Consider the following 24,540-nt stretch of genomic DNA (forward strand, 5'->3'; position numbering starts at 1 on the left):
CGGTGTCATCGCCCGTGTCATGCAGCGGATCCTCGCGCTGACCGCCGCGATCTGGCACAACGACCACACCGGGCAGCCCATCCTGCGCTCACTGACCGCCTATGATCACTGACCCCTTGGAATCGATCATCTAGGCGTCAGACAGGCAGAGGCCGGCTCGTCCTGGGACGAGCCGGCCCGTTTCAAGCGTGAAACCCAGCCTGTTTCACGTGAAACACAGAACGGTCACAGGCCGCGCCAGCCGCCTTCATCCACGCCTCCGGGCACCGCGTCACCCGGCTCATAGGGCTCACGGGTGAACACGAACGACCCCAGGTCCAGGTGGCTTACGGAGCCGTCGTCACGGCGCACCACCTTGAGCGTCTCACCCCTGTAGTAACCGTCGAGCCCCGTCCACGCGCCATCGGGACCTGCCACGAAGCGCGAGCGCCTGCCCCCGCCGCGCAGAGGCTCCAACTCGACGCCCCGATCGGCGACAAGACGCAGCCCGTACGCATACGTCCCCCAGTACCAGGGGCCGGTGAGGTCCAGCAGTTCCTGGTCGACCTCGGGAAGCGGTCGCCACGGCGCGGGGATCCTCGGCTCGGCATCCGACACGATGCGTACGAGATCCGCGGCGACCGTGCTGGTCAGTGCGCCGGACGTCACATTGCTCAGCGCCACAGCGGCGACCCCGTCCTCCACGCTCACCCACAGCCCGGCAAGGAACCCGGGCAGCGAGCCCGAATGCCCCACCAGCGTGCGCTGCTCGTTTCGGACGATCTGCATCCCGAGGCCGTAGGTACTGTTCCAGTCCCCGGCTTCGGCGGGCACCGAGGGAGTACGCATCTCTCGCACGGAAGCGGCGCCCAGCACACGGTCGTCGCCTTCGGCAAGGAACCAGGCGAACCGGCAGAGGTCCGTCGCGGTCGACCACAACTGTCCGGCAGGAGCCATGAGCCCGAGGTCCTCGGCCGGCTCGGGCAGCAGGGCGTCCGCCCAGGGATGCACCGCCCAGCCCCCGGCGTGCGGCGCCCGAGGTTGTGTGCTGGTCCGGTTCAGTCCGAGTGGATCGAGGATCTCTGTCTGGAGAGCCTCCTCCCACGGGACACCGCGGACCGCCTCCACGAGCGAACCGAGAAGCGTGTAGCCGGGGTTGGAGTAATGGTGCCGACGGCCGGGCGGATGCATCCGCGTCTGCTCGCCCAGGACATCGGTGAGCTCGGGGCGCAGCACGCCGGGAGTCCGTTCCCACCAGGGCGCCGGAGACTCGGCGCTCAAACCGGCGCTGTGCTCGAGAAGCTGAGCGACGGTCACTTCACCGACGACCGTGCCCGACAGGTGCTTCTCCAGCGGGTCGCTCAGATCGAGCAGCCCCTCGTCACGCAGACGCATCACGAGGACTGCGGTGAACGTCTTGGTGATCGATCCGATGCGGTACTGCGTATCGGCGTCGGGCGCGTGACCGTCGATCGAACTGCGACCACCCGTCCACACCAGACGGCCGTCCCTCAGTACCGCTCCGACGAACGAAGGCGTGCGCCCCTCACTCTGCGCCACGGCGATGCGGTGCAGGAGAGCCCTGCGGGTGGTGGGGAGCAGCTCTTCCGATGAATTCATGGGACAGGTCTATCGGTGCACGCGCGCTCCGTCGAACCGATTGACAGCCGGCCGAGCCGGCAGAGCCGATGTATGCGGTCCGCTACCCGCCCGGATCGGCACCGTGGGTCCCCGACGGGACCCGGACGCGGTGCCTTCCGGAGGGTTCGTGTAGGCCCGTATTTGGAATGTCCCGTTCCGCCGTGACGGCCTGCGACTATTCGGCTGTCCCACTTAAAGGACACGGCACTTCTGTCTCACGAACTTGTCCCTTGTATCGCACCTGCCGCGCCCATGCCCCGGGGCTGGAAGATGCCCCTGCCTGATGCCCCTGGATGCGTGTTTTTGTCAGCGGCGGGTGGTCCAGAGATGAAGGATGTCCTTCCCCAAGGGTTGTGTGGTGCCGTCCGGGTTTCTCTGGAAGCCAGGGGCAATGTCGAATCGGAGCGTGGGCCCTCGCTGACGCAGCTCGGTCTTATCAAGTGATGCATGCCGGTCCGGATGCCCAACTACCACCCGATCGCAGCTATCAGCGAGTTCCTGATTGCATCGTGCCACCCGGCTGAGCTTGACCTCTTCAGCAGACGTACCACTACCGACTTTCAACACGAGCTGGGCTGTAGGGCTGATGGGGAACCTGATCTCCTGGGCATCCCCAAGGCCAAAGCCGCGGTACACGTCGTTGGCCGTATGCGGCTTCCAGAGCAGGAGGGGGGCATCGGACGTGAGGAAGTTTGGCTTGCGGCTCGTCTCCAGTCGCCAGTGCCGGGCGCGGAAGTGTGGGATGCACACCTCCACCGATCGGAGCGGCAGCATCACTGTGTCGTTGTGCGTGGGGTCGTCGCCAGTTTCCAGACGTACCGCCTGGTAGTAAACCCAGGCGGCCTCGGCTTCGCGGGCGCTTGGGTGGGAGCCCAGATGCCTGCGGGTGAGGTACTCAGCAACGAGGGCCTGGTCAACTTCACGGCCTTCGGCATAGGCGGTGACGTTACCCGGAAAGCTCATCGTGGCGCGGCTGCGAGGCGTCCGCGTCTTCTGAACGGCCAGGTATAGGGAAAGCAGCTCACGGTCCTCGGAACCGACGTCGGGAGGCCTGCCCGTCTCGTCGATACGGCGCAGGGCAGCAAGCCCCTCCCCTTCGAGCCGGAGAAGGCCGTCCAACAGATCGCCGACGTGTTCGGCGGTCCCCGGTCAACGGTGTACGGGCACCTCGACCGGGAGGAACACCGTCCCCCGCCAGCCGAAAAAGACCGTGATCACGAAGCCCTGACCACTACTCTGCGGCTGGGGTCAGAGACAGCAATCCGGGACCTTGTCACCAGGGATTGCACGATCGAACACGGCGTGCAGTGCTTGGCGGTCGAGATGGTGAACCTGTCCGTGTGGCACCGAGACATAGACGCCGACCCAACAGGGGAGGGGGATTGTGACAGCGAGCTCGACCGACAAGGGGCACCCGCAGCTCTCGATGTCGGGGCGACGGCGCAATGCAGTGTCGATCATTTCTTCGCTGAGTTCCTCTCCCTGGTGCCACAGGGCCACGGGCCCCACTGACCGCCAGGCATTCACCGCGCCCAGTTCGGCGAACTCCACCATGGCAGACGGGGCGCTGCCCAGCAGAGCAAACAGTGCTGCCTCGGCCGTGTGCCCGGTAGTCAGGGCGTCGTATGCGTGCCCGGTCCGACCAGCGGCCTCGTTCCAGCGGTCGACGGTCCAACGTACGCCGCAGATGGCTTGTGCCGGCCACATGATTTCCACAGCGATGTCGTGCTGAGCCGCGCGAGCGACCTGCTCGACGGCCTCCAGCGCACTGGCGCGACCATCCGCGAGGGTGACTGACGTTGCCGTTTCCCAGTGTCCGTCAGCAGCGATCTGTAGTACGGGCGGTGCCGTTGAGGACACCGACTGCCCAAGCACCGTCCACCATGGTTCTGCGCTGTGTTCCACCGTCACTTCATTGTCTCCTCGACACTGCGATCTTCGCGGTCTCACGGGTTTCACCGCCACTCCCGGTGCGCTCGGGCGACCCAGGTGATCCATGATCTTGAGTGGTCTGACGGATGCTGTGGAGGTGGCCGACTGTGCAAGGCTGTCCTCCCGTGGCCTCACTGATGGGACCAGCCGCGCCCAGCACCGTGAAGGCGTGTGTATCCAGTCCCACAGGCAGAAAGGCAACGTCGCCGGTAGGCCGCCACGAAGTAGGCCTATCGGATACGGGTATACAGCAAGGGGAACAAGGCGGAGACGAGAGGAGAAAGACCCTCATCTCAGCAGATGCCGACCTCGCATGGGGACATCACGTCCCGCCTACGAGGAACTCTCCTCTTCATACCGGCCAGTGCTTGCGCTGTGGGCATTTCGGTCGGCCGCTACGGAGCAGCCCTGGGGGTTTGCGTCTGTGTACCCGCTGGCGCGTCTTTGGACGATCGGCGAACACCCAGTCGAGCTCTGGGGGAAGGTGACCTTCCCCGCTGGTGCCACGACCAACGCCATCCGCGAACCCGAGAACCCCAGCGTACGGGCCGCGGTCATCGCCGTCCTCGAAGCGGCCGCAGGGCCACAGTCGCGATCTTGGTCTCCACCAAGAAAGACTGACCTGCTCTCAGGGACAGCAGGTCACTGCGCTGCGTCCACGACCTCCTTCGTCGTCACCACGCGAGCGAAGCCGATCCCTTGCAGGGACACCGCCGACGCCTGCGCGACCTCGTCCGCGGTCCGCCGCCATCCGAACGGGCCCTCCACATCGAAGGTGTAGGTTGCATCGTACGCAAACAGCACGTCGTACCCCAGGTTCCCGCCATGCCGCGCGGTCGTCTCCACACACCCGTTGGTCTGGATCCCGACCAGGACCACCTGTGAGGTCCCCTGCGCCTTCAACCAGGCGTCCAGATTGGGCGTGCCCAAGAACGACGAGTTCACCGACTTCGTCACCAGCAACTCCGGCCCGGTTCCCTTCCCGCGCCGCTGCTCCACGTACTCCTTGAAGTCGTTGCCCGCATACTCGGGCCGCAGAGGCGAGTCCGGCCAATCCGAGTCATTGCGGACGAAGACGATCGGCCGACCCGTCGCCTGCCAGACGTCGATGAGGGACAAAATGCTGTCATCCGCCCCCGGGTTGTTCCGCGGTCCGAAGTAGTCGAGCTCCTCGAAGCCCTTCTGTACGTCCACGACAATCAGCGCTGCGTTCTGTGCGATCTCCATGCCCACGATCCTGCCGTCGCGGACATCCTCATCCCAGATCCACAAAAGCCAGTGATCGATGGTTTACTGCCAGCATGGAGCATGCTTACCGCGTCGCACTCGTCGCCTTCCCGGGCATCCGCGCCTTCGACGTCTCCGTCATCACCGAAGTCTGGGGCACCGACCGTACCGACCGCGGCCTCCCCTCCTTCGACCTGCACCGCGTCGCCACCGACACGACCCAGGTCCCGATGCGCGGCGGCCTCACCCTCCTCCCCGACCGCACCCTCACCTGGCTGTCCCGCGCCGACCTCATCGTGATCCCAGGCGTCGACGACCACGTCACCCCCGCACCGCCCCCCCTCCTCGACGCCCTCCGCAGCGCCCACGCCCGCGGCACCACCATCGCCGCACTCTGCGGCGGTGCGTTCATCCTGGCCCAGGCCGGCCTCCTTGACGGCCGCCGTGCCATCACCCACTGGAACCTCGTCGACATCCTCCGCGCAAACCATCCCCACGTCACAGTCGTCCCCGACGCCCTCTTCATCGAAGACGACAACATCTGGACCGCAGCCGGCGTCGCAGCCGGCATCGACCTCTGCCTCCACCTCGTACGCACCGCCCACGGCGCCGAGGTCGCCGCCACCATCGCCCGCTCCATGGTCACGGCTCCCTTCCGCACCGGTACCCAGGCACAGTTCATTGAGCGCCCCACCCCCCATACGGACCGCGGCGGTGACGCCCTGGCCGTCGTACGCGAGCACGCCCTGCGCCACCTTCACGAACCGCTCACGGTCGCCGACCTGGCCGCCTTCGCGGGCATGTCCGCGCGCTCCTTCGCCCGCCAATTCACCGCGGCGACCGGCACAACCCCCCTCCGGTGGCTCCTCGACCAGCGCATCGCTGCTGCACAGAAGCTCCTGGAACGAACCGATCTCTCCATGCCCGAGGTGGCCCGACGCGCCGGCTTCGGCAGCGAGATCACCATGCGCCAGCACTTCGCCTCGCGCCTCGCCATCAGCCCACGCGCCTACCGAGCGGCGTTCAGCACGGCTCCGGCCGCAAACGCGGCTGGCAGCGCCCCGAACCCGCGATAGGCGGCGTGCACCGCCCGAGCCCACTCGCACGATCACGTAGCACCCTTCCGTGCTGACTCCCTCCGCCGCCGACCTGTTGAACGTCCGGGTTGGGGCTCGCACGCACGAGCTCCTCACCGCGCGGGCCAAGCGCCGCGGCGTCACCATCCAGGCGTACGTCTCCGGCCTCGTCGAGAGCGAGGTCGACCCGCAGCGCGACGCCTTCGTGTCCGGCCTGGTCGATGACATGACGGACCTGCTCGGTGAGTTCGAGGAGACCTTCGAGGCGGGTAAGCGTTGATTCTCCGCGTGGATGCCCGCTGGATCGAAGAATCCCTCCAGCAGTTCGAGGAGAACACCGGGCGCGAAGTCGGCAGCGACGACTGGGGCGCCCTCGCCGCCGCCGTGTACCGGCACGGATACAAGCTGCACGCCGGCGAACCCTTCTACATCGAAACCCCGGTCCGCGCCGCGGTCTTCTGCAGATGTTCGTGGCTACGACACCGCTGACCGACTGCAACGGTCTTGTCGGCAGCGCTCTCGCCATCCGCTACCTGCGCGAGTCCGGCGAGCCCGTCAAACCGCCCGCCGGCGGCATGACCCAACTGGTTATAGGACTCCGTGACAGCACTCTCACCCTGCGCGAGGTCGCCGCCCAGTTGCGCGCCTGGGCCAGCTGACCCGCCCCACGGCGCTGGAGACGCAGCGCGGGCCGCGGCCAAACCCCGGCGAGCGAGTGACCGCCCGGGTGCCGCAACCTCGTCGGCGGCCAACCTCCTCTGACTCCCCCGGCAGATTCAGCCGGAGCAGACGGCTGGTGCTGCCCGGCGGGCCGGCTTCGAGGTCGGGCGCGCGCCGGGCAGCACCGTCCAGGATCGCACTGGTCCACTGCGAGGGGCACGGCACGCACGTGGCGGGCATCATCGGCTCGGACACGTACGGGGTGGCCAAGCGCAGCTCGCCCGGGAGCGAACGGCCGACGTGAGCCGGAGAGGCAACACGCTCACCGTCCCGCACATCGAGGGACATCTCCCAGCTCGCCATCCGAGCGGTAGTCGAACAGGCAACCAGCGTCCCCCACCCTGACCTGCGCTGACTGGAGGTCGGCCCGACCTCCCTCGCCCCCACCGCCAGCGGCACGGCGGGCGGAACCATCTGGACCGGCGCCGTGCCGGCTCGGACAGTCCCCTTAGTCGGGTCATCGCTCGCCTTAGTCGGGTCATCGCTCGCCGGCACACCCTGACGGGCCCCGGATCACGGCCTGTCAACGCTCTCCTGGGAGCCTTACTCCGGTGAGGTCGTGCTCACGTCCGGGGGCGGCTGATGAGCCGGGAGAGCACGATGACGCTATCGGTGCTCGCGATGACGGCGGAGGCCCGTAGGCGTTGGATGGCCTGTTCGAGGTGGGTGATGTCCTTGGCCTGCAGATGGACCACCGCATCGGCCGCGCCGGAGATCGTGCACGCCTCGACCACTTCGGGCATCTTCTCCAGCTCCTGCCGCAGGGCAGCGGGAGTCGGGTTGCCGGCACAGTGGATCTGGACGAACGCCTCAGTGCGCCAGGCCAGGGCCTGGGGGTCGATGAGTGCAGTGAATCCGCGTACGGCGCCGACTGATACCAGGCGATCGAGCCGGCGTTTGGCCGCTGACGGAGACAGCCCAGCCGCCCTGCCGATCTCGGCATACGTGCTGCGCGCGTTGCCGATCATGCATCGGATGATCTCCTCGTCGATGCGGTCCATGCGCCGTCCCTCCCCGCGATGCTGCGTTGCTGAGCAAAAAAATGCCAAGGCCACCGGGAGTATGCAAAAAATCGTAGGGGATCAGCAAGGTTTGGCGATTGATTGCTTCATGACGTTTGCATACCTTCTCAGCATCACATCGCCGTAGGCCCCGGAAGGCGGGCGCAGATGACTACCACGCTTACTGCCACGGAGGCCGCCGCTCTAGCCGCGGTCGACGAGGCGGCCATCGCCTCCACGCTGCTGGAACTGCTGGCCGTCCCGAGCGTCACCGGCAGCGCCGCTGAATCGGAGCTGCAACACGTCCTGGCCCCCCGCCTGGAGGCACTGGGGCTCGAGGTCGATCTGTGGTCGATGGATCTGCCCGGGCTGCGCGCGGATCCCGAGTTTCCGGGCGCCGAGGCGCCGCGGGACGAGGCGTGGGGGCTGGCCGCCGTCACCCCGGGTGGAGGTGACGGGCCGAGCCTGATCCTGCAGGGGCACGTGGACGTTGTGCCGCCCGGCGACCCAACGCAGTGGCGCGGGAATCCGTTCGTACCGAGGGTCACCGGAGGCGTGGTCCACGCTCGGGGTGCTTGCGACATGAAGGCCGGGGTCGTCGCCAACCTCGCCGCGCTTGCCGCGATCCGCGCCAGCGGCGCCAAGCTGCGCGGCCGGATCGCGGCCCACTTCGCCGTCAGCGAGGAGGACGGCGGGCTCGGCGCGTTCGGAACGCTACGGCGCGGCCACACCGGCGACGCCTGCATCATTACCGAGCCGACAGGAGGTGCTCTGGTCACCGCCAGCGCCGGCGCGTTGACTTTCCGGATCGAGGTGGCCGGCAAAGCGACGCACGCCAGCACCCGTGACGCGGGGGTCAGCGCGATCGACGCGTACCTGCCGATCCACGCGGCGCTGGCACGTCTGGAGGCGCAGCGCAACACCGCAGCCGACCCGATGATGAGCGATCACGCGATCCCGTACGCCTTGTCGGTGGGCAGGCTCCGCTCGGGCGACTGGTCGAGCAGCGTGCCCGACCTGCTCGTTGCCGAGGGCAGGTTGGGGGTACGGCTGGACGAGGATCCCGCGCAGGCGCGGGCCGCGCTCGAGACATGCGTCGCCGAGGCCGCAACCGCCAACTCGTGGCTGCGCAGGCATCCACCCACCGTGACCTGGCCAGGGGGCCAGTTCGCCAGCGGCCGCCTGGCCCCCGGAAGCCCGCTGCGGGATCTGGTACTCGACGCGCACGCCGATGCCGTCGGCGGCGCGCGACTGCCCGAACGCGGCGTGCCATACGGAAGCGACCTGAGGCTGTACACCGGGGTCGGCGTACCGACCTTGCACTTCGGGCCCGGCGACGTACGTCTCGCGCACGGGCCACGCGAGCAGGTCCGGGTGAGCGAGATAGTCGCCGCCACCCGCGTCCTCGTGCTCGCCGCGCTGCGCGCGGTCGGCGTCAGATAACAGACAGAAGGTTCGGACATGCCCATCAGCAAGACCATCGGCGATGTCACCGTGATAGCCCTGGAGGACGGTACCGGCCCGTTCTTCGAACCCCGTGAGGTCGCCTTCCCGGCGGCCGATCCGCGACTGTGGGCCGAGGCGGACCAGCGCGATCCGGCCAGCGTGCGCGACGGTAGCTGGCAGCTGAAGTTCCGGTGCTTCGCGCTGCGGTTTGACGACGGACGGATCATCGTGGTCGACGCCGGCATCGGGCCTGCCTCGGCGCCATCGACCTGGGCACCGCTGCCCGGTCGGCTCCCCGACGAGCTCGCTGCCGCCGGCATCGACCGGCACGACGTCGACACCGTGGTGCTGACCCACGTACACACCGACCACATCGGATGGTCGATGGACGCAGACGGGGCAGCGTTTTTCCCGAACGCCCGATACCTGGTGCAAGCCGCCGAGGTCGCAGCCGTCGAGAGCCGCGAGCCGACGCTTGCGCAGTGGCTGCTCGCGCCGCTGCGAGCAGCCGGCCAACTGGCCATGGTGGACGGCACGTACCGGCTCGCACCCGGCGCCGCTGTACGAGCGACACCGGGTCACACCCCGGGACACCAGTCCGTCGTGCTGACCAGCGTCGGGGAGGCCCTCGTTGTCACCGGCGACCTGCTGGTGCACACGGTGCAGCTCATCGATCCGACCCAGCCATACCACTACGACGACGACCCCGCGCTGGCACGGGCCTCACGCATCGCCCTGCTGGAGTCCGCCAGCGGCCTCGTCCTGGCCACCTCGCACCTCGGCGAACCGTTCGTCCGAGCGATTCAGACCGGCGATGCCAACGCGTCTCGTCGTCGCTGAGGCGGGCTCCGCCCCGCTCACGACCCGGTCGGCAGGTCCCGGCCAGGGTGGTGCGGTCCGGGGGCGCGGCGGTGTCCAGGACACGGCAGTCGGGGGTGGCGGCCGCGGACCGTGCGCACATCTAGACAACCCCCTCCTGGACTTCGGACATGCGGAGCCTCGACACAGAACCGTTCCACTCGCCCATACGACACAGCAGGTGCGATGAAGCCGACTCGGGCGCAGCTTGTGTGCAGCAAACGGGGAAGGCCTACTTGCCGTTGGGGTCGACGGACGCTCATCGAATGCGGGGACCTCCTCAGGAGCCTGGCCACGAGTCTGTGCCGCATTCGTGACGGCCGTGGGTGCAGATGCTGACGCTGACCTTCCCGGTGTCGGCTGCGCTGCGGGGGCACCTTCGGGGGCTGAATCCTCGCCCGGCGCCACGAGCAATCAGGCAGCGGCCGGCGAGGCACTCGCCGCACTGGTGACCGCTGTTGCATCGACGCACGCGCAGATCTCGACCGGGTCGCTGCCGGACCCGGAGGAGGAGCGACGCAACGAGCAGGAGGCGGCACGGCGGGCAGCACAGCAAGGTGCCGAGGAGGCGGCCCGCAAGGCTGCCCAGCAGGCGGTTCAGCGGGTGTTCGCACCGGCGCCGTCGTTGGCATGGGTGCGGACGGGGCCGGGGCGCTGACATTTGGGTCATCGAGCGCGTCGCGACCTTCAGAACAAAGCAGTCGTCGCCGGTCACATGAATGAGCCTCAAGGATCTCCGGAGTCGTCTCCAGCAGATCGTGGAACGGCTTGTAGTTGCCGTTCGGATAGCGCAGCCGTACGAACGCGAGGATCGGCAGGCCGAGCCGCTCCTGGTCGACGACCGCGGTGTAGCCCGCGATGACACCGGCCTCCTCCAGCCGTCGCACCCGCTCGGTCACGGCGCTCGCCGACACGGAGACGGTCCTGGCCAGCTCCCCGAAGGTCGCCCGGCCCTCATACTGCAGGGCCTCCAGGATGCGCCAGTCGGTGGCGTCCGGTGAATATCCGGTCATGTCCGAGAGATGGCAGGTCAATCCCCGGCCGATCAAGGCAAGCCCCGGGGATTCTCACTTCAGCCGGAGAATCACCGACCGTAGGTTCTTGGTCATGACTACGACGCCGCTCACCGCGAACCCTGTTCTCCGCGTCCCACCCGCCCTGCCCGCGGCCGCTGCCGCGTACTTCGGCGCGAGCCTCGCCTTCCACGCCGATGTCTCCGATGTCGCCTCGGCACTCGCGGCCGGCGGCGACCCCGGATTCGTCCTCCTCGACTCCCGTTCGACAGAGGCCTGGGACCAGGGGCACGTCCCCGGTGCGATCCATCTTCCGACCGCGCGGATCCCTGAGCAGGCCGCGCAACTGCTCGACAAGGCGGTGCCGGTTGTGACGTACTGCTGGGGCCCGGGCTGCAACGGTGCGACCCGTGCCGCGCTCGCTCTCGCCGAACTGGGCTACCAGGTCAAGGAGATGCTCGGGGGCTTCGAGTACTGGGCCCGTGAGGGCTTCGAGTTCGAGACCTGGGAGGGCAGCCGCAAGCGCGAGGCCGACCCGCTGACGGCGCCCGTCGGCGCGGACGCTTGCGGCTGCTGACGACCCTCACCGAAGGCGGCGGGGCTCAGGGGGTGTCTCTCGCACCCGAGCCCGCCGCCGCCTCACTCGCCCGTGTGAAACGGCCGTCAGAGCTTGGACAGCTCGTCGACCAGATCGTCCAGCCCCAGCGACCCCTGCGACAGCGCCGCCATGTGCCACGCCTTCGCGTCGAACGCGTCGCCGTGCGCCTTGCGGGCGTTCTCCCGGCCCAGCAGCCAGGCCCGCTCGCCCAGCTTGTAGCCGATCGCCTGCGCCGGTACCGACAGATACCGCGTCAGCTCGCTCTCCACGAAGTCGGCGGGCCGCGGCTGGTGGAGGAACGCGCAGAGTCCTTTCGTCGGTGAGGCGGGCAAAATGAGTCGTCGCCAACCTCGCCCTGGAACGGCCGCGTTGCGCCCGCGCGGCACGACGTCCTCCATCCGCTCGACGACGTCAACCGCTGCCAGTCGACCAACGACGTCGAGCCGACTGCCCTGAAGATCGCCGTGAGCGCGGCCGGCCCTCAGCGGCCTCGCCGCAGAACTCGGCCTGTTGTCCGAGGCATTCACTGCCAAGGGAAGGGGTCCGGCATGTCGTGAAGGTGGGCCGCAACCAGCTGCAGGACGCCGTCCCGATGACGGTCGGCAGGAGTTCGCCGCATTCGGCGTCCCCCTGGCCGAGGACACTGCCCGCATCACCGAGACCCTCCCGCTGCTCGCCGAGATCAACCTCAGCGCCACCGCGGTGGGCACCGGCGTCACCGCGGCACCCGGATACACGCAGGCCGCCGTACGGAGCCCGAGACCGTCGCCACGGCAATCCGCATCGGCAACCCGCTTCGACCAGATACTCCGGTTCGCTGAGCGGCTTGTGTGCGGAGCCCCGCGCGGGCCCACCCCCGCGTGAGCCGAGGCCCGGCGCGTAGGACAGAGCTGCCGAGCGTGCGGTGCGCCACTCCTCGCAGAAGGCGGGTGGGCGAGTGTCGTGGCAGCGCTATACGGCAGGCAGCTTGACCGCGGTGGGGCGGTGCGGGCAGTGGAGCGTGGGCGGGCGGCGTGCAGGACGGCCTGCGTGGACCCGCAGCTGGTTCTCGGTCTTATGGCCGTAAGCCATCGTCTTCAGCCGATTTCGCTCGGCCGAGGTCGGGCCTATCGGGCAGGCTGGGACGGCGGGCATGGCAGGCGGACCGATCGGAAGAAGCGGATCAGATGTAGGTCGTAGCCTCCCCACTGAGGCTGGGACGATCGGGCAGGATGGCCGCCATGCACACACTGCGCGCTCGGCGCTTGGGGGGACTTGGTGGAGCGCCAGGCACTCAGTCCTTCAGGGCGGCTGCGGTGATCGCGCGGTTCTTGAGCGTGCTCGAGTAGACGACCGTGGTGGTCACAGAGCCGAGCCCGGCGATGCGGCCGGCGGTCTGCTCCAGGTGACGCATCGAGCTGGCGACGACCTTCAGGATGAAGCAGTCATCGCCAGTCACGTGGTGAGCCTCGATAATCTCGGGGGTCGTGGTGACCAGGTCGTGGAAGGGCTTGTAGTTGCTGGTCGGATAGCGGAGCCGGACGAAGGCCAGGATGTCGAGTCCGAGACGCTTGGGGTCAACAACGGCTGAGTAGCTGGCGATTACGCCGTTCTCCTCCAGTCGGCGGACGCGTTCGGTGACAGCGCTGGCGGACATGGACACGGTACGTGCCAACTCGGCGTAGGTGGCCCGTCCGTCGCGTTGCAGGGCCTCCAGGATGCGCATGTCGGTGTCGTCCGTGGAATGAGTGGTCATATCAGAGAAGTACCGGGAAATCGCTGGCAGATCAAGTGGTTCGTCGGTGATCATCGGTTCTAGCGTAAGAGTTCGTGTCATAGCGTTGCGGGCATGACGATCACTGAAACCAGCGCGGCACTGAGCGTGCCGCCGGCAGCCCCGGCCGATGCCGTTGCCTTCTTCACCGGACGACTGACCTTCCAGGCGGATGTCTCCGATGTGCGTGCGTCTCTCGACTCCGGTCACCCGGGCTTCGTCCTGGTCGACTCGCGTGGGGCGGCAGGCTGGCAGCAGGGGCACGTGCCGGGGGCGCTGCACCTGCCTACCGCCGATATTCCTGCCCGTGCGCCAGATCTGCTGGACCGTGCGGTCCCGGTCATCACCTACTGCTGGGGGCCGGGCTGCGACGGAGCCACCCGCGCGGCGCTCGCCTTGGCCCGGCTCGGCTACCGCGTCAAAGAGATGATCGGCGGCCTCGAGTACTGGATCCGGGAGGGCTTCGCGATCGAGACGGTGGGCGGCATCGAGCAGCGTCCGGCGGACCCGCTGACGTCGCCGATCGGCTCTGTCACTTGCGCATGCTGAGGAATGCCGCGTGGCCGGACGGTATCGTCCGCCCGGCCACGCCGGATGACCTTCCCGCCCTGGCTGGGCTGTGCGCGGCTCATGCCGCGTTCGAGCAGGCCGGCCCCGTTCCCGGCGACCTGGCCGACCGGCTGGAGCCGGCCTTGTTCCGCGCTCCTGCTCGAGTGTGGTGCCTGGTGGCTGATTGCGGGGGTGAGTTGCTCGGCTATGCCACCTACACGCTGGAGTTTTCCACCTGGCTCGCGGCCGAGTACGTCCACCTGGACTGCCTGTTCGTGGCCGAGCGGCACCGGGGTGGGGGCTGGGGGCGGCGCTTGCTGGACGCCGTGACTGCCGCCGCAACCGCTCGCGGTATGACGCAAGTGCAGTGGCAGACACCCGACTGGAACAACGACGCCATCCGCTTCTACGACCGCACCGGCGCCCAGAGCGCTCGAAAGGTCAGATATCTCCTGCCTGTCCCTGCAGTGCAGGAGAAGAACGACCTCGATGGCTCGGTGAACTCGCGAAATCAGCTCTCGCCGGCTCTCCGCCTTGGCGGAGGAATGGGTGAACTCGAGTGATTCCCCGGCGCGTGTCGACTCCGTGTGTCGCCGCCTGGGCGGCGGGTTTGCCGTGGTGACGTGGTTGTCGGCGACGATGGAGGCGGGCATCTCCAGGACGTGCTGGCGGATCGCTGCGGCCTGGCCGGGCGGTGGTGGGGACAGCGAGCTCATTGATCAGGTCTGCGAGGGCGTAAGGATGCAGCGCCTGTCCAGCGCGTCGGCCGGGGAACAGCCAGCGGTCGCGTGGTCGCCGCAGTGTTCATGTTGTCGCGGTTATCGACCCAGGTCGCCAGCCGTTCCGCAGACGGGCGAGGGCCGTTCGTCAAGGCGAGCAGCACCTGGTCCTCGTCGTGGATGACGTCCTCGACGGTGAGCCGGACGATCCGGCTGCATGGCTGCGCGTAGAGCAGGCGATGACGCCGACGATCCGACTCCGCAGCTGTGCATACGGCCGATCCGGCGGATCTCCTCCAGTGGGTATGGGGTCTGCCTGCTCTGGCGTAGAGCTTGCGGTTGAAGTCCGACATCACTGCGGCGAGCGGTGCGTACCGGGCGAGGATCGCCGCGGCCTCCTCCGGGATTCCCGTGGGGCGCCTGCCCTCCGCGTAGGCGCGCACCAGCGCGTAGCGGCCCTCCCGGTCAACCCTCTGGTAACCCATACAGGGCGGTGACCAGCCAATTCACCAGATGCGAAGTCGGGCTCGTCCTGCGACAGTTCGAACCGGGAGGAGTTGGCGAGGCCGTAGCCCGCGTTGTAGAGGCGCTCGCCGTCGGTCAGGATGTTTTCGAAGTGCGCGTCGAAGTGCAGGAGCCCGCTGCTGTTCATGAACGAGGTGCCGGTTTCCAGGTTCTTCTCCACCATGCCGCAGGCGCGGCCAGCCGCCTCGTGCCCCGCTTCGACCTGAGTGCCCAGCCACTGGTGCACATTCTGCGGGATGTACTCCAGGTACAGCGCGACGCTCGCCGAGCCTCTGGAGAGCCTCGACGCGAGTGCGCAACTGCGATTCGCCTCCCCAGTAGGCGACGGCCCCTTCACACCGGCCAGTTCCTCGGGCAGGGGCGTCGAGTCCGGCAGCACCCGCCAGTGGTACGTCAGAGGGAAGCCCGCGTACTGCCCGGCGAGAACCCAGTTCGTCGTCATGGTGTGCGTGCTCCGGTTGCCTCTCCAGATCCGTGAGGGGACCCGCTTCACGGAAGACCGGGGTTCCGGCGATCTCCAGCAGGGCTTACATTCCGCCGATGCCCGAACCGATCTGCGCGGCTGCGTCCACGAGGTGGCCGAGGGTGCGATCGCTGTGCAGGGCCAGGGCTGTGGAAACGGCGCCATGGGCGGTGAGACGCGCACCGTGCGACACGTCAGGGAACTTCACTGCTGCCTCCGCCTGGGCACCGACCTCGGTCCTGCGGGCTGCGCACTCCCGCCAAGCGCGACCATGCTCGACACGTAGCTCTGTGGATTGGCATCCAGAGTGGACACAGGGCGTCCAGGATCCGTGCGTGATGACAGACCTGAACACCCTCTTGACCGCATGCTACTTATAAGATCGACGACGGGATCGGGGGAACGCGATGCTTCGGGCAGACCCCCTCCGCTCTGCAACTCTGGACTCGTCTGCCTGGCCGTGGCCCAAGCACTTCTCGGCTACCAACTCGTCTAGGACTTGTCCGGCCGATCATGTGTCTGCGCTGTGTCCGGGTCGTTGTTGTGAGCATGGGGCGGGGTGATCTGAGTGATGCGGAGTGGGAACGGCTGCTGCCGTTCCTGCCGGTAAGCAACAGGCGTTGTGGCCGGTGGCGTGACCATCGGCAGGTGATCGACGGGATTCTGTACCGGGTGCGGACCGGTGTGCAGTGGCGTGACCGGCTGTGACCGATCCAGGGCCTGGATCTGCGACTCCTCGTCCACGCAGAACACCAGTGCCCGCTCGGGCGGGTCCAGATAGACGCCAACCACATCGTCTTGTTGTCGGCGTACGAACTCGAGTGCAGAGCCACGTACCGTACGGCCTGCGCGCCGTCCCACTCGGCGCGGTACTCCCCATCCGACAGCCGCCGGAAGCGCACCAGCTCCTCCGCCACGTCGGCCACCTCTGCCGGTGACGTCCAGGACCAGCCCGCCGCGGCAGCTCGCTGCCCAACCCACAACGGTTCAGTCGGTTGCGGCCTTTCTGACAGTTTGCATGGTTCGTGCTACGGCGGCGAGCATCCGCAGGGCGGCCGCCAGAGCCGTTGGCGGAGCAGACGCTAGTCCGAGCCTAACGGCGTCCGCCGCGGTGTGCGCACCGACAGCGAAGGCAGGGCCGGGCGTGATGGCGATGCCGCGCTCAGCGGCGGCAGCGGTGAATGTATCGGCGCGCCACGGGGCGGGCAGTTCCCACCAGGCGTAATAGCCGTGGGGATCGGTACGCACCACGAAACCGTCCAGGTGCTCGGCGACGAGCCGCTGACGCTGGGCGGCATCCGAGCGCTTGGCGGCGACGAGCCGGTCGACGGTGCCGTCGTCGATCCAGCGGACGGCTGCCTCCAGTGCGAAGCGGGAGGCAGTCCAGCCGCCGGAGCGGAGCGTGGCGGCGATCCGGCCGCCGCCTTCAGTGCCGTCCACCGCGGCGACCGGGGTATCCCCGGGCACCGGGACGACGAGGAAGCCGACGGTGAGGCCGGGTGCCACGCGCTTCGACAGGCCGTCGACCACGTACGTACGCTCGGGGGCGTACGCGGCGAGAGGCGGCGGAGCGTCCTCGTGCAGGAAGGACCAGATCCGGTCCTCCACGACGGGCAGCCCCAGGCATCTGACGCAGTCTGCCAGTTCTCTCCGCCTCCGCCCGGTCGTCGTAACCGAGGTCGGATTGTGGAGGGTGGGCTGCACGTACAGGGCGCTCAGCGGCGCGCTGCCGTGGGCTGTCTCAAGCGCGGCCGGCAGGATGCCCTCGGCGTCGGAGGCGAGCGGCACCAGGGTGATGCTCAAGCGCTCAGCGATCTCCTTGACCAGCGGATACGTTAGCGCTTCGACGCCGATGCGGCCCCCTGGGCGGGACAGCGAGGCAAACGCACCGGCGATGGCCTGGCGCGTGTTCCCGGTGAACATGACCTGCTCCGGCGCGGGCCGCCATGTTCCCCTCTCGTCCTGCCGGGCGAGCAGACCGGCGACCGCCTCGCGCGCCTGGGTCGTGCCCGTGGCGGGCGCGGTGCGGGTGGCCTCCGCGAAGACATCGGGCCGCAGCATCGGCGCCAGCGCGTCACCGAGCAGCTTCGATTGCCCTTCGACGACTGGATAGTTGAGCTCCAGATTGACCGGCGCCGCCGTCGCGGGCTCGGCGAGCGCACGGCCGGAGGAGGGAACGGCAGCCCGGACGAAAGTGCCGCGTCCGACCTCGCCCACGACCAGGCCGCGGCGCACTAGCTCAGCGTAGACCCTCCCGGCGGTCGAGGCGGCAATACGGCGGCGCCGGGCGAAGGCACGCTGCGGGGGCAGCCGGTCTCCGGGCCTGAGCCGCCCCGAGGCGATGTCTGCGGCGACCAGATCCGCGATCCGCCGGTAGTCATGCACGACCCCCACCGCTCTTTCGCTTCATGGCTCAAGCTCCCTGCCAGATTGCACCGAGGGCAAAGATTCTATTGCACCGAAGAGGTGAGCTCTTCTAGCCTCCTGGCCCATGGCAACCTTCCTTGCGTACGACGACAAAGGCGCTGGAACGCCCCTTGTCTTGATTCACGGTCATCCCTTCGACCGGTCTATGTGGGCCCCGCAGACAGCCGCCTTCGCGGGCAGCCACCGGGTCATCACCCCGGACCTGCGCGGCTACGGCGCCTCGCCGGTGACTGAGGGGGTCGTCCCGTTGTCGATGTTCGCCGAAGACATCGCGCAGCTCCTCGACTCGCTGGACGTGGACCGCTTTGTGCTCGGCGGGCTCTCCATGGGCGGGCAGATCGCGATGGAGTGCTACCGGCTCTTCGGCGAGCGCATCCGGGGCCTGATCCTGGCGGACACGTTCCCGACGGCCGAGACGCCCGCCGGGAAGCAGGGGCGGCGGGACCTGGCAGACCGGCTGCTGCGCGAAGGGATGAAGGGATACGCCGATGAGGTCCTGCACAAGATGGTCGCGCCGTACGCGGAGCAGGACGTCGCCGCCCATGTGCATCGCATGATGACCGCCACCAACCCCGAGGGCGCGGCTGCGGCTCTGCGCGGCCGTGCGGAACGCCCTGACTACCGTGACCTCCTGACCCGCGTCACGGTCCCGTCTTTGGTGGTCGTCGGCCGCGACGACGCGTACACCCCGGTCTGCGACGCAGAAGCCATGCACGCGGCCCTGCCCCAGTCGACGCTCAAGGTCATCGAGTCCGCCGCCCATATGCCCAACCTGGAGCGTCCGGCCGAGTTCAACGCCGCGCTGGCGGATTACCTGGTGAGGATTGGGGACTGAACCCCGTGACAGGCACGGCGTTCAGTGGCGGATGACAACCGTCCGCTACGCGGACCGGCTTTCAGTCGGCGTGGACGTTGCACCTCGGTCAGCGGACTTGTCCGGCCGATCATGTGACTGCTCCGTGTCCGGGTCGTTGTTGTGGACGTGGGGCGGGGTGATCTGACAGATGCGGAGTGGGAAAGGTTGCGGCCGTTCCTGCCGGTCAGCAACGGGCGTTGTGGCAGGTGGCGGGACCATCGGCAGGTGATCGACGGGATTCTCCACCGGGTGCGGTCCGGCGTTCAGTGGCGTGATCTGCCCGAACGGTTCGGGCCGTGGAAGACGGTCTACGAACGTCACCGGCTGTGGTCGGCCGACGGAACGTGGGAGCGTCTGCTCCAGCAGGTCCAGGCCGCGGCAGACGCGGCAGGTGAGATCGACTGGGACATCTCCGTGGACTCCACCATCGTTCGCGCTCACCAGCACGCGGCCGGCGCTCGGAGCGATCCACCGCCGGCTCCCGCGTCAAAGGGGGCCGAAACGGCAGAACATCAGGGCGAGACGGCGTGGCAGAGCCTGCACGGCCGTCTGGCGGAAGTGGCGGCAGGCTTCGACGAAGAGCGATACAAGAAGCGCAACACCGTCGAACGGGCGATCAACCGCTTGAAGCAGTTCCGGGCCGTCGCAACTCGCTACGACAAACGCGGCTACGTCTTCCTTGGCACTGCGACGGCGGCAGCCCTCGTCATCTGGCTCCGGACCTGACGGCCTCAAGAACCGTCCTCGGCCGGCCGCTGATGCCCACAGGGAACCGAATTGCCGTGCTTGTCGAAGACCTCGGCGTCGTTCCCCGAGTTCACCCACACCGTGATGCCCTGATCGTGCACGACCACGTTGAACGGCGACTCCTCGGGCTCCGTCTCGGTCACGACGGTGAACTCCTCACCCGGACGCATCCAGTGATCGGTGCCCCACGGCTCGACCCACAGGCCGATCATGCTGCCGGTCTCGTTGCTCACGCTCGTCTTCGACGCGCTCGCACCTAACCAGCAGCATGATCGGCCGGACAAGTCCTAGTTCATAGAAGGACTCGTCTCCTCCGAGCCTGCCGACGACCGCGCGGCTGCCCGGGCAGGCGGTGAGCCGTTTCGCTGTGGCCGCCAGCACAGCGCCGGCGGCGTGCCCGCTGCTGTCGTTGTTCTCCTTGAAGTGGTCCAGGCCAGTCACCGCGTCGGTGTGGCGGTCGATGAGCTGGCGGGCCTTGGCGGTGTAGCCGTCACGGCCGCAGCAGCCCGGTCGGAGGGTCACGGCGAGCCGCAGCCAATCTCCGGTGCAGCGCCACGGCGTGGACAGTCCAGCCGGCCAGCGGAACCGCCAGCGTGGTGAGGAACAGGGCGCGCTGCCCGGAACGGGCCTGTAAGCGCAGGGCGGAGTCCATACTTGGGATCTCCCTCTCGTCTCGTACGGGATGGGTAGACCCGGGGCGGCCGACTGGTTTTCCGGCCTGTGGCGGCCGTCCCGGGGCGAATTCAGGTCAGGCCGTTGTGGTTCACCCACGCGTTCACGGTGGCCCTGTGCCATTCAAGGACCCAGTCGGGACGCACACCGCAGACGGCCCTCCCGTTGCTGGCGTCATCCGGGACCGCGAGGCTGGCGGACACGCGCTGCACGGCCTGGTCGTAGGCACTGTGCGCAGCGGCCAGCGCCTCGTTGGGGCCAGTGGCCGGGCCGGTGAACACGTGCAGACCGCGTCGGGTCTGGTCGGTGGAGTGATGTATCGGGACGTCGACTTCGAAGCGGAACAGCTGTGTCATGAGTCCATCTCTTCTCGTGCAATCGGAGCCTGGTTGGTGCCCGGGGCGCGGCCCAGACCGAGGTCGATCCGGCCCGGGTCGAGGGCCTGGAGCAGGCCGTACTGCTCGGCGACGATCAGTGGGGATGGTTGGCAGCATCACTCCGCCCGCCGAGCCGCAGGTGGTGTGCGCGCTCAGCCGGGCCAGCAGAACGGCGGGGCTGGAGGAGGACACGCCGGGCATGGAGTGGTGCTCGGTCACCCAGTAGTAGGTGAAGCCGCGCCTCTCGGGGGGTGTCCTTCTGGGGTGCACTGGTCCCGATGCAGGGTTGTAGGACCGTGGAAAGGGCGCTGCTGTGCGCTCGTGGCGTCGCAGCGGCCGGGGCGGCGGGATCAGGCCAGTTCCACGCGGTCGATCAGGCCGGCGGTGGTGAAGGCGTCCACCAGCTGCTCGCGGCCCTCGGTGAAGTGGGCCCAGCTGTCGAAGTGGACGGGGACGATGCGGCGGGCTTGCAGGATGCAGGCGGCCTCGGCGGCCTGGACGCTGTTGAGGGTGAGCAGCTGGTGGTCCAGGGTGGGGACGCGGACCGCGCCGGCGAACAGGACGGCGGTGTCCACGGGGCCGAAGTGGTCGGCGATCTCCTGGACCAGAGCGAGTTGGGCGTTGTCGCCGCTGACGTAGACGGTGGGCAGGCCGTCACCGGTTAGGACGAAGCCGACGACCTCGCCGATGACCGGCTCGAGGTCCTCGCGCGCCCCGGGGCCGTGCAGGGCCGGAACACCGGTGACGGTGATCTTGCCGCCGCCGGGGCGGTTCAGCTCGATGGACTCCCAGTCCGTCAGGGGCCGGGCGGTGCCGCCCAGGCGGCCGGCGCCACTGGGCGTGGTCAGGGTCAGGGGTACGTCGGCGAGTAGAGCGCGCCCCGAGTCATCGAGGTTGTCGTCGTGCTCGTCGTGCGACAGCAGCACCACGTCGATACGGCCCAGGTCGGCCGGTGCGGCGGAGGCGGGCGCGGTCTTGGTGAGACCCGAGGCGTAGGTGCCCGGGGCATCGAAGGTCGGGTCGGTCAGGAACCGCAGCCCGCCGTACTCGATGAGTGCCGTCGGCCCGCCGAAGATACGGACGGGGATGTGCTCACTGCATGTGTCGGCTATTGCCATGATGAAGTTACCTCACGGATAGATTGGCTTACATCCGTGACCCTAGACGTGGTCACGGATGAAGGCAAGCTGTACCGTGAATTGCGTGAGTAAAACTGCTACCGCCGAAACCGTCGACCCCAGACTGCCGCCGGCGCCGGGCGCCGGGCAGTACCCTGCGCTCGACCTCGCCAACAGCGCCATCGCCCTGCCAGGCGACCGGTTCCTCGACCTGCTGGGGACACCGTCCTGCGCCAACCAGTGGCTGGTCGACCACACCTTGGCCCCCGCGGACGCGGGACTGCAGGAGATCTGCGCGGCACGCATGCGCTCTCTGCGCGAGCAGGTACGCACCCTGCTCGCCGCCCAGATCGGCGGCCATCCCGCCCCAGCCGCCGCGCTGGCCGCCGTCAACGACGCCCTCACCCGGGTCCCCACGGCCTCCCCGCTCGGCTGGGACTCCGTCCGAGGCATGCACCGCACCGCCCCACACCCCATCGACCAGATGGTCGACCAGGCCCTCGGCATCCTCGCCGCCGATGCCGCCGATCTGCTCACCGGCCCTGACGCCGAACGGCTGACGGCCTGTCCTTCCGCTCCCTGCAATCGCTACCTGCTCCGCGCCGGACGCCGCCACTGGTGCTCGGTCCGCTGCGGCGACCGCGCCCGCGCCGCCCGCGCCCGCCGTACGCAGACCATCACCGACTAAGTTCCGCCACCCCGCGCCGCCGACGTTCACCGAGGCCCACGCCGGGGCGCGGTCCCGCACACCCTCAAGCCCCCGGTACGGACGGGGACGCCTTGCCCTCCACCCCGGACTTTTCCCAGGCCGCACTGAACGGGTGCGGCGCCTGGTGTGTCCCACCCGCGGCTGCCGTCAACCCTTCCGCGAGCAGGTTCCCGGGGTGCTGGAGCGATACCAGCGACGCACAGCCCGTCTGACCAGGCAAATCAAGGCTGTGGTCAAGGAGTTAGCGGGCCGGGCGGGGGGTCTTCAAAGTTGAGCGGTGCGAACGTGCCCGCGGGCTCGGCGAGTGGTGACACAGCGTGTCCGTAGTCGTTGGTTTTCGGCGTTGCGGAAGCCGAACGCGTTCCGGGCGACGAGCTTGATCACGCGGTTGATCCCTTCGCTCTTGGCGTTGCTGTGTCCGGTGTCGATGAACGCGGCGACCTCGGGCCACCAGCGGTCGACGGTGGCGGCGAGCTGGCGGACTTCAGGGATGTCGGAGTCCGCGCACCAGGTGAGGAACTTCCAGCGGGCGTTGCCAACTTGATGGCGGTCGGCTCCGGTGCGGGCCAGGGCAAGGAGGGTGCGCAGGTTCTCCTTGGCTATCCAGGCCGTCAACAGCGTCTGCCCCCTCTTCCCCTCGCCCAGGAGCGTGTTCCACATCGTGGCGAACTGGTCGTCGGTGAGGTCCTCGCGGTTGCGCAGAAGCCGCCGTCTGGCCTTCCACTCCGGGTCGCTCGCCCGTCCGCGCCGGCCGCGGGTCTCGGCGGTGGTGCGACGCCTGACCATGGACAGCATCTTGCTGGCGAGCTGGACCACGTGGAAGTGGTCGACCACAACAGTGGCGTGCGGCAGGCCGCTGCGGATCGCGGCGCGGTAGGTGGCCGACATGTCGATGGCGACATAGCCGATGCCCCTTCTCCAGTCCAGGTCGGTGGTGGCGAGCCAGGCCAGGACATCGGCGACGGTGCGGCCCTCGACCTGTCCGAGCAGCCCGCCGTGACCGAGTGCGTCGACGAAGCCGGTGTGCCACCGGTCCCGGTCAGGCGCCACTTGCCGGTATCCGCATCCCGTTCCCAGCTCGGCCGTCCGCGCCGGGTCTCATCGACGCCCAGGACTGCGACCTGCGGCAGAGGTGCCTCGGTGACGTCGCGGGCCTGCGTGCGGAAAGCTTCCATCACGGTCGGCCAGGACAGATGCAGATCCCGCGCGGCCTGGAGGACCGTGGAGCCGGCATCCCGTATGCGGCGCCCGGCCGCACCCCGCAGCCGGGCGGTCAGCCTGGCACCGGCCGGGATCTGCGGGATCTGCTCGGTGAAGGACCGGCGAGGGCAGCCGGCCTCGCGGCACCACCAGCGGCGCTTGTGCCAGCGGAACTCCAACCCGCTCTCACCGTAAGGGAGATCGCGCGGCCGGGTCACCGCCGAGCCCTTCACCTGGGTGGCGAACACCCCGCAGGCCGGGCAGGCCCTGGCCCTCTCGTCGGCCGTGACCAGGTGGACCCTGCGCCCTCCATCAGCCAGCCGCTCGACCCGCACGACGGACACCCCGTCCAGATCGAGCAGCAACGTCGTATCGTTGACCAACCCCGTGGCTCCTGCGTGATCGTTCTGCGTCAAGAACAGAAATGATCACGCAGGAGCCACGGGCGCTCTGCGTCCAGGGGACGATCATCAACCACGACGGTCACATACCGTGACACCACGTCAGTAACCGAGAGGAGGCATTCGCTCAACTTCGAAGACCCCACAAGGGCGGCGCAGCAGCGCTCAGGCCTCGTGATCGGCCCTGCCGAGGCGCGGGAGCTTGGACATGAAGGTGACAGCCTTGCGAAGCAGCGGAACGGTCACCGACCCGGCGCCTACGAGGGTGATCTGCAGGGCTTCGAGTACCTGGTCCCGGCTGACTTGCTCCTCGTCGCAGCGTTCCAGGTGATAGTAGACGCACTCCTCGCAGTCCTTGATCACGGACACGACGAGGCCAAGCAGCTCTTTGGTCGCTGTGGGCAATGCGCCGGAGGTGTAGGCCGCGCCGTCGAGGGCGAAGAACGACTCGAAGATCGAGCCACCACTGCGCAACCGGTCATTGCCCTCTGCACGGGCAAGGCGGAAAGCTGCTGGTGTTGGGGTGACCACGT

27 protein-coding genes and 8 pseudogenes are annotated in these 24,540 nt (G+C 68.4%); 15 read left to right on the forward strand and 20 right to left on the reverse strand.

Features of this window, described 5'->3' with window-relative positions:
• Nucleotides 1-112: pseudogene (locus tag ACH5AF_RS17665) on the forward strand (IS982 family transposase); the annotation flags it as partial.
• Nucleotides 113-225: 113 nt separating this feature from the next.
• Here the strand turns inward: ACH5AF_RS17665 and ACH5AF_RS17670 are convergent.
• The 4 genes from ACH5AF_RS17670 to ACH5AF_RS17685 all read right to left on the reverse strand — a co-directional run bounded on the left by ACH5AF_RS17670 (nucleotide 226) and on the right by ACH5AF_RS17685 (nucleotide 4,779).
• On the reverse strand, nucleotides 226-1,599 hold the full coding sequence (locus ACH5AF_RS17670) for a serine hydrolase domain-containing protein (RefSeq protein WP_398902559.1): 1,374 nt from the start codon (nucleotides 1,597-1,599) through the stop codon (nucleotides 226-228).
• Nucleotides 1,600-1,926: 327 nt separating this feature from the next.
• Nucleotides 1,927-2,739, reverse strand: coding sequence for a DUF4238 domain-containing protein (locus ACH5AF_RS17675; protein ID WP_398902560.1), 813 nt, complete (start codon nucleotides 2,737-2,739; stop codon nucleotides 1,927-1,929).
• A gap of 129 nt (nucleotides 2,740-2,868) precedes the next feature.
• Complete coding sequence (locus tag ACH5AF_RS17680) at nucleotides 2,869-3,531, reverse strand: hypothetical protein (protein WP_398902561.1); 663 nt, start codon at nucleotides 3,529-3,531, stop codon at nucleotides 2,869-2,871.
• A 663-nt stretch (nucleotides 3,532-4,194) separates the two neighbouring features.
• Nucleotides 4,195-4,779: a cysteine hydrolase family protein gene (locus tag ACH5AF_RS17685; protein ID WP_398902562.1), complete on the reverse strand. Its 585-nt coding sequence runs from the start codon at nucleotides 4,777-4,779 to the stop codon at nucleotides 4,195-4,197.
• 74 nt (nucleotides 4,780-4,853) lie between these two features.
• Here ACH5AF_RS17685 and ACH5AF_RS17690 point away from each other — a divergent pair, with 74 nt between their 5' ends.
• The 4 genes from ACH5AF_RS17690 to ACH5AF_RS17705 are packed head-to-tail and all read left to right on the forward strand — an operon-like array spanning nucleotide 4,854 to nucleotide 6,514.
• A complete protein-coding gene (locus ACH5AF_RS17690; RefSeq protein ID WP_398902563.1) occupies nucleotides 4,854-5,855 on the forward strand; it encodes a GlxA family transcriptional regulator in 1,002 nt (333 codons plus the stop codon).
• 49 nt (nucleotides 5,856-5,904) lie between these two features.
• Complete coding sequence (locus ACH5AF_RS17695; protein WP_398902564.1) at nucleotides 5,905-6,135, forward strand: hypothetical protein; 231 nt, start codon at nucleotides 5,905-5,907, stop codon at nucleotides 6,133-6,135.
• Complete coding sequence (locus tag ACH5AF_RS17700; protein ID WP_398902565.1) at nucleotides 6,132-6,344, forward strand: hypothetical protein; 213 nt, start codon at nucleotides 6,132-6,134, stop codon at nucleotides 6,342-6,344. Before ACH5AF_RS17695 ends, ACH5AF_RS17700 begins: the two co-directional genes overlap by 4 nt.
• Nucleotides 6,326-6,514 carry a hypothetical protein gene (locus ACH5AF_RS17705; protein WP_398902566.1) on the forward strand — a complete coding sequence of 63 codons (189 nt, stop codon included), beginning with the start codon at nucleotides 6,326-6,328 and terminating at the stop codon, nucleotides 6,512-6,514. The genes ACH5AF_RS17700 and ACH5AF_RS17705 overlap by 19 nt, the downstream gene beginning before the upstream one ends.
• 624 nt (nucleotides 6,515-7,138) lie before the next feature.
• On the opposite strand, the gene ACH5AF_RS17710 is transcribed toward ACH5AF_RS17705, so the two are convergent.
• Nucleotides 7,139-7,576 (reverse strand): Lrp/AsnC family transcriptional regulator, encoded by a 438-nt coding sequence (locus ACH5AF_RS17710; protein WP_175304023.1) that lies wholly within the window; start codon nucleotides 7,574-7,576, stop codon nucleotides 7,139-7,141.
• Between the two features lie 168 nt (nucleotides 7,577-7,744).
• Between ACH5AF_RS17710 and ACH5AF_RS17715 the strand changes: the two genes are divergently transcribed.
• The 3 genes from ACH5AF_RS17715 to ACH5AF_RS17725 all read left to right on the forward strand — a co-directional run bounded on the left by ACH5AF_RS17715 (nucleotide 7,745) and on the right by ACH5AF_RS17725 (nucleotide 10,538).
• On the forward strand, nucleotides 7,745-9,019 hold the full coding sequence (locus ACH5AF_RS17715) for an ArgE/DapE family deacylase (protein ID WP_398902567.1): 1,275 nt from the start codon (nucleotides 7,745-7,747) through the stop codon (nucleotides 9,017-9,019).
• 18 nt (nucleotides 9,020-9,037) lie between these two features.
• Complete coding sequence (locus tag ACH5AF_RS17720) at nucleotides 9,038-9,862, forward strand: MBL fold metallo-hydrolase (protein ID WP_398902568.1); 825 nt, start codon at nucleotides 9,038-9,040, stop codon at nucleotides 9,860-9,862.
• A gap of 466 nt (nucleotides 9,863-10,328) precedes the next feature.
• Nucleotides 10,329-10,538: a hypothetical protein gene (locus ACH5AF_RS17725; protein ID WP_398902801.1), complete on the forward strand. Its 210-nt coding sequence runs from the start codon at nucleotides 10,329-10,331 to the stop codon at nucleotides 10,536-10,538.
• Here ACH5AF_RS17725 and ACH5AF_RS17730 read toward each other — a convergent pair.
• Nucleotides 10,539-10,893 (reverse strand): annotated as a pseudogene (locus ACH5AF_RS17730) (Lrp/AsnC family transcriptional regulator); the annotation flags it as partial. It abuts the gene before it with no gap.
• 94 nt (nucleotides 10,894-10,987) lie between these two features.
• On the opposite strand from ACH5AF_RS17730, the gene ACH5AF_RS17735 reads away from it, so the two are divergent.
• Nucleotides 10,988-11,470, forward strand: a complete 483-nt coding sequence (locus tag ACH5AF_RS17735; protein WP_398902569.1) for a rhodanese-like domain-containing protein — start codon at nucleotides 10,988-10,990, stop codon at nucleotides 11,468-11,470.
• Between the two features lie 86 nt (nucleotides 11,471-11,556).
• On the opposite strand, the pseudogene ACH5AF_RS17740 reads toward ACH5AF_RS17735, so the two are convergent.
• Both ACH5AF_RS17740 and ACH5AF_RS17745 read right to left on the reverse strand, forming a co-directional pair.
• Nucleotides 11,557-11,784 (reverse strand): annotated as a pseudogene (locus tag ACH5AF_RS17740) (DUF885 family protein); the annotation flags it as partial.
• 980 nt (nucleotides 11,785-12,764) lie between these two features.
• Nucleotides 12,765-13,226 carry an Lrp/AsnC family transcriptional regulator gene (locus ACH5AF_RS17745; protein ID WP_175303415.1) on the reverse strand — a complete coding sequence of 154 codons (462 nt, stop codon included), beginning with the start codon at nucleotides 13,224-13,226 and terminating at the stop codon, nucleotides 12,765-12,767.
• A 93-nt stretch (nucleotides 13,227-13,319) separates the two neighbouring features.
• Here ACH5AF_RS17745 and ACH5AF_RS17750 point away from each other — a divergent pair, with 93 nt between their 5' ends.
• Nucleotides 13,320-13,793, forward strand: a complete 474-nt coding sequence (locus ACH5AF_RS17750; protein ID WP_175303397.1) for a rhodanese-like domain-containing protein — start codon at nucleotides 13,320-13,322, stop codon at nucleotides 13,791-13,793.
• Nucleotides 13,787-14,356 carry a GNAT family N-acetyltransferase gene (locus tag ACH5AF_RS17755; protein WP_398902570.1) on the forward strand — a complete coding sequence of 190 codons (570 nt, stop codon included), beginning with the start codon at nucleotides 13,787-13,789 and terminating at the stop codon, nucleotides 14,354-14,356. Before ACH5AF_RS17750 ends, ACH5AF_RS17755 begins: the two co-directional genes overlap by 7 nt.
• A gap of 255 nt (nucleotides 14,357-14,611) precedes the next feature.
• Here the strand turns inward: ACH5AF_RS17755 and ACH5AF_RS17760 are convergent.
• Together ACH5AF_RS17760 and ACH5AF_RS17765 are read right to left on the reverse strand one after the other, a co-directional pair.
• A pseudogene (locus tag ACH5AF_RS17760) lies at nucleotides 14,612-15,561 on the reverse strand (protein kinase family protein).
• 3 nt (nucleotides 15,562-15,564) lie between these two features.
• Nucleotides 15,565-15,708, reverse strand: a complete 144-nt coding sequence (locus ACH5AF_RS17765) for a hypothetical protein (RefSeq protein WP_398902571.1) — start codon at nucleotides 15,706-15,708, stop codon at nucleotides 15,565-15,567.
• 341 nt (nucleotides 15,709-16,049) lie between these two features.
• Between ACH5AF_RS17765 and ACH5AF_RS17770 the strand changes: the two are divergent.
• Nucleotides 16,050-16,199, forward strand: a pseudogene (locus tag ACH5AF_RS17770) (transposase); the annotation flags it as partial.
• On the opposite strand, the pseudogene ACH5AF_RS17775 reads toward ACH5AF_RS17770, so the two are convergent.
• Nucleotides 16,179-16,295, reverse strand: a pseudogene (locus ACH5AF_RS17775) (IS630 family transposase); the annotation flags it as partial. The pseudogenes ACH5AF_RS17770 and ACH5AF_RS17775 sit on opposite strands and share 21 nt — an antisense overlap.
• Nucleotides 16,296-16,487: 192 nt before the next feature.
• Nucleotides 16,488-17,885 (reverse strand): PLP-dependent aminotransferase family protein, encoded by a 1,398-nt coding sequence (locus tag ACH5AF_RS17780; protein WP_398902572.1) that lies wholly within the window; start codon nucleotides 17,883-17,885, stop codon nucleotides 16,488-16,490.
• A 106-nt stretch (nucleotides 17,886-17,991) separates the two neighbouring features.
• Between ACH5AF_RS17780 and ACH5AF_RS17785 the strand changes: the two genes are divergently transcribed.
• Complete coding sequence (locus ACH5AF_RS17785; protein ID WP_398902573.1) at nucleotides 17,992-18,762, forward strand: alpha/beta fold hydrolase; 771 nt, start codon at nucleotides 17,992-17,994, stop codon at nucleotides 18,760-18,762.
• A 147-nt stretch (nucleotides 18,763-18,909) separates the two neighbouring features.
• Nucleotides 18,910-19,509 (forward strand): IS5 family transposase, encoded by a 600-nt coding sequence (locus ACH5AF_RS17790; RefSeq protein WP_398902790.1) that lies wholly within the window; start codon nucleotides 18,910-18,912, stop codon nucleotides 19,507-19,509.
• Between the two features lie 5 nt (nucleotides 19,510-19,514).
• Here the strand turns inward: ACH5AF_RS17790 and ACH5AF_RS17795 are convergent, their stop codons facing one another.
• The 5 genes and pseudogenes from ACH5AF_RS17795 to ACH5AF_RS17815 form a co-directional block, all read right to left on the reverse strand.
• On the reverse strand, nucleotides 19,515-19,763 hold the full coding sequence (locus ACH5AF_RS17795) for a hypothetical protein (RefSeq protein ID WP_398902574.1): 249 nt from the start codon (nucleotides 19,761-19,763) through the stop codon (nucleotides 19,515-19,517).
• The gene (locus ACH5AF_RS17800; RefSeq protein WP_398902575.1) at nucleotides 19,687-20,325 is read right to left on the reverse strand and encodes a diguanylate cyclase domain-containing protein; all 639 of its coding nucleotides are present in this window, start codon (nucleotides 20,323-20,325) and stop codon (nucleotides 19,687-19,689) included. The genes ACH5AF_RS17795 and ACH5AF_RS17800 overlap by 77 nt, the downstream gene beginning before the upstream one ends.
• On the reverse strand, nucleotides 20,274-20,558 hold the full coding sequence (locus ACH5AF_RS17805) for a hypothetical protein (protein ID WP_398902576.1): 285 nt from the start codon (nucleotides 20,556-20,558) through the stop codon (nucleotides 20,274-20,276). The genes ACH5AF_RS17800 and ACH5AF_RS17805 overlap by 52 nt, the downstream gene beginning before the upstream one ends.
• A 17-nt stretch (nucleotides 20,559-20,575) precedes the next feature.
• A pseudogene (locus ACH5AF_RS17810) lies at nucleotides 20,576-20,825 on the reverse strand (LLM class flavin-dependent oxidoreductase); the annotation flags it as partial.
• A gap of 104 nt (nucleotides 20,826-20,929) precedes the next feature.
• A complete protein-coding gene (locus ACH5AF_RS17815) occupies nucleotides 20,930-21,697 on the reverse strand; it encodes an MBL fold metallo-hydrolase (RefSeq protein WP_398902577.1) in 768 nt (255 codons plus the stop codon).
• A gap of 85 nt (nucleotides 21,698-21,782) precedes the next feature.
• Here ACH5AF_RS17815 and ACH5AF_RS17820 point away from each other — a divergent pair, with 85 nt between their 5' ends.
• On the forward strand, nucleotides 21,783-22,385 hold the full coding sequence (locus tag ACH5AF_RS17820; protein ID WP_398902578.1) for a CGNR zinc finger domain-containing protein: 603 nt from the start codon (nucleotides 21,783-21,785) through the stop codon (nucleotides 22,383-22,385).
• A gap of 285 nt (nucleotides 22,386-22,670) precedes the next feature.
• Here ACH5AF_RS17820 and ACH5AF_RS17825 read toward each other — a convergent pair whose 3' ends face one another.
• From ACH5AF_RS17825 to ACH5AF_RS17835, 3 genes and pseudogenes are all read right to left on the reverse strand, one after another.
• The gene (locus ACH5AF_RS17825; RefSeq protein WP_398902579.1) at nucleotides 22,671-23,456 is read right to left on the reverse strand and encodes an ISL3 family transposase; all 786 of its coding nucleotides are present in this window, start codon (nucleotides 23,454-23,456) and stop codon (nucleotides 22,671-22,673) included.
• Between the two features lie 122 nt (nucleotides 23,457-23,578).
• A pseudogene (locus ACH5AF_RS17830) lies at nucleotides 23,579-23,950 on the reverse strand (transposase family protein); the annotation flags it as partial.
• A gap of 222 nt (nucleotides 23,951-24,172) precedes the next feature.
• Complete coding sequence (locus ACH5AF_RS17835; RefSeq protein ID WP_398902580.1) at nucleotides 24,173-24,481, reverse strand: carboxymuconolactone decarboxylase family protein; 309 nt, start codon at nucleotides 24,479-24,481, stop codon at nucleotides 24,173-24,175.
• Nucleotides 24,482-24,540 lie beyond the last annotated feature (59 nt).

Origin of the sequence: Streptomyces sp. NPDC018833, from assembly GCF_044390825.1 — a bacterium.
In the GTDB taxonomy this organism is placed as follows: domain Bacteria; phylum Actinomycetota; class Actinomycetes; order Streptomycetales; family Streptomycetaceae; genus Streptomyces.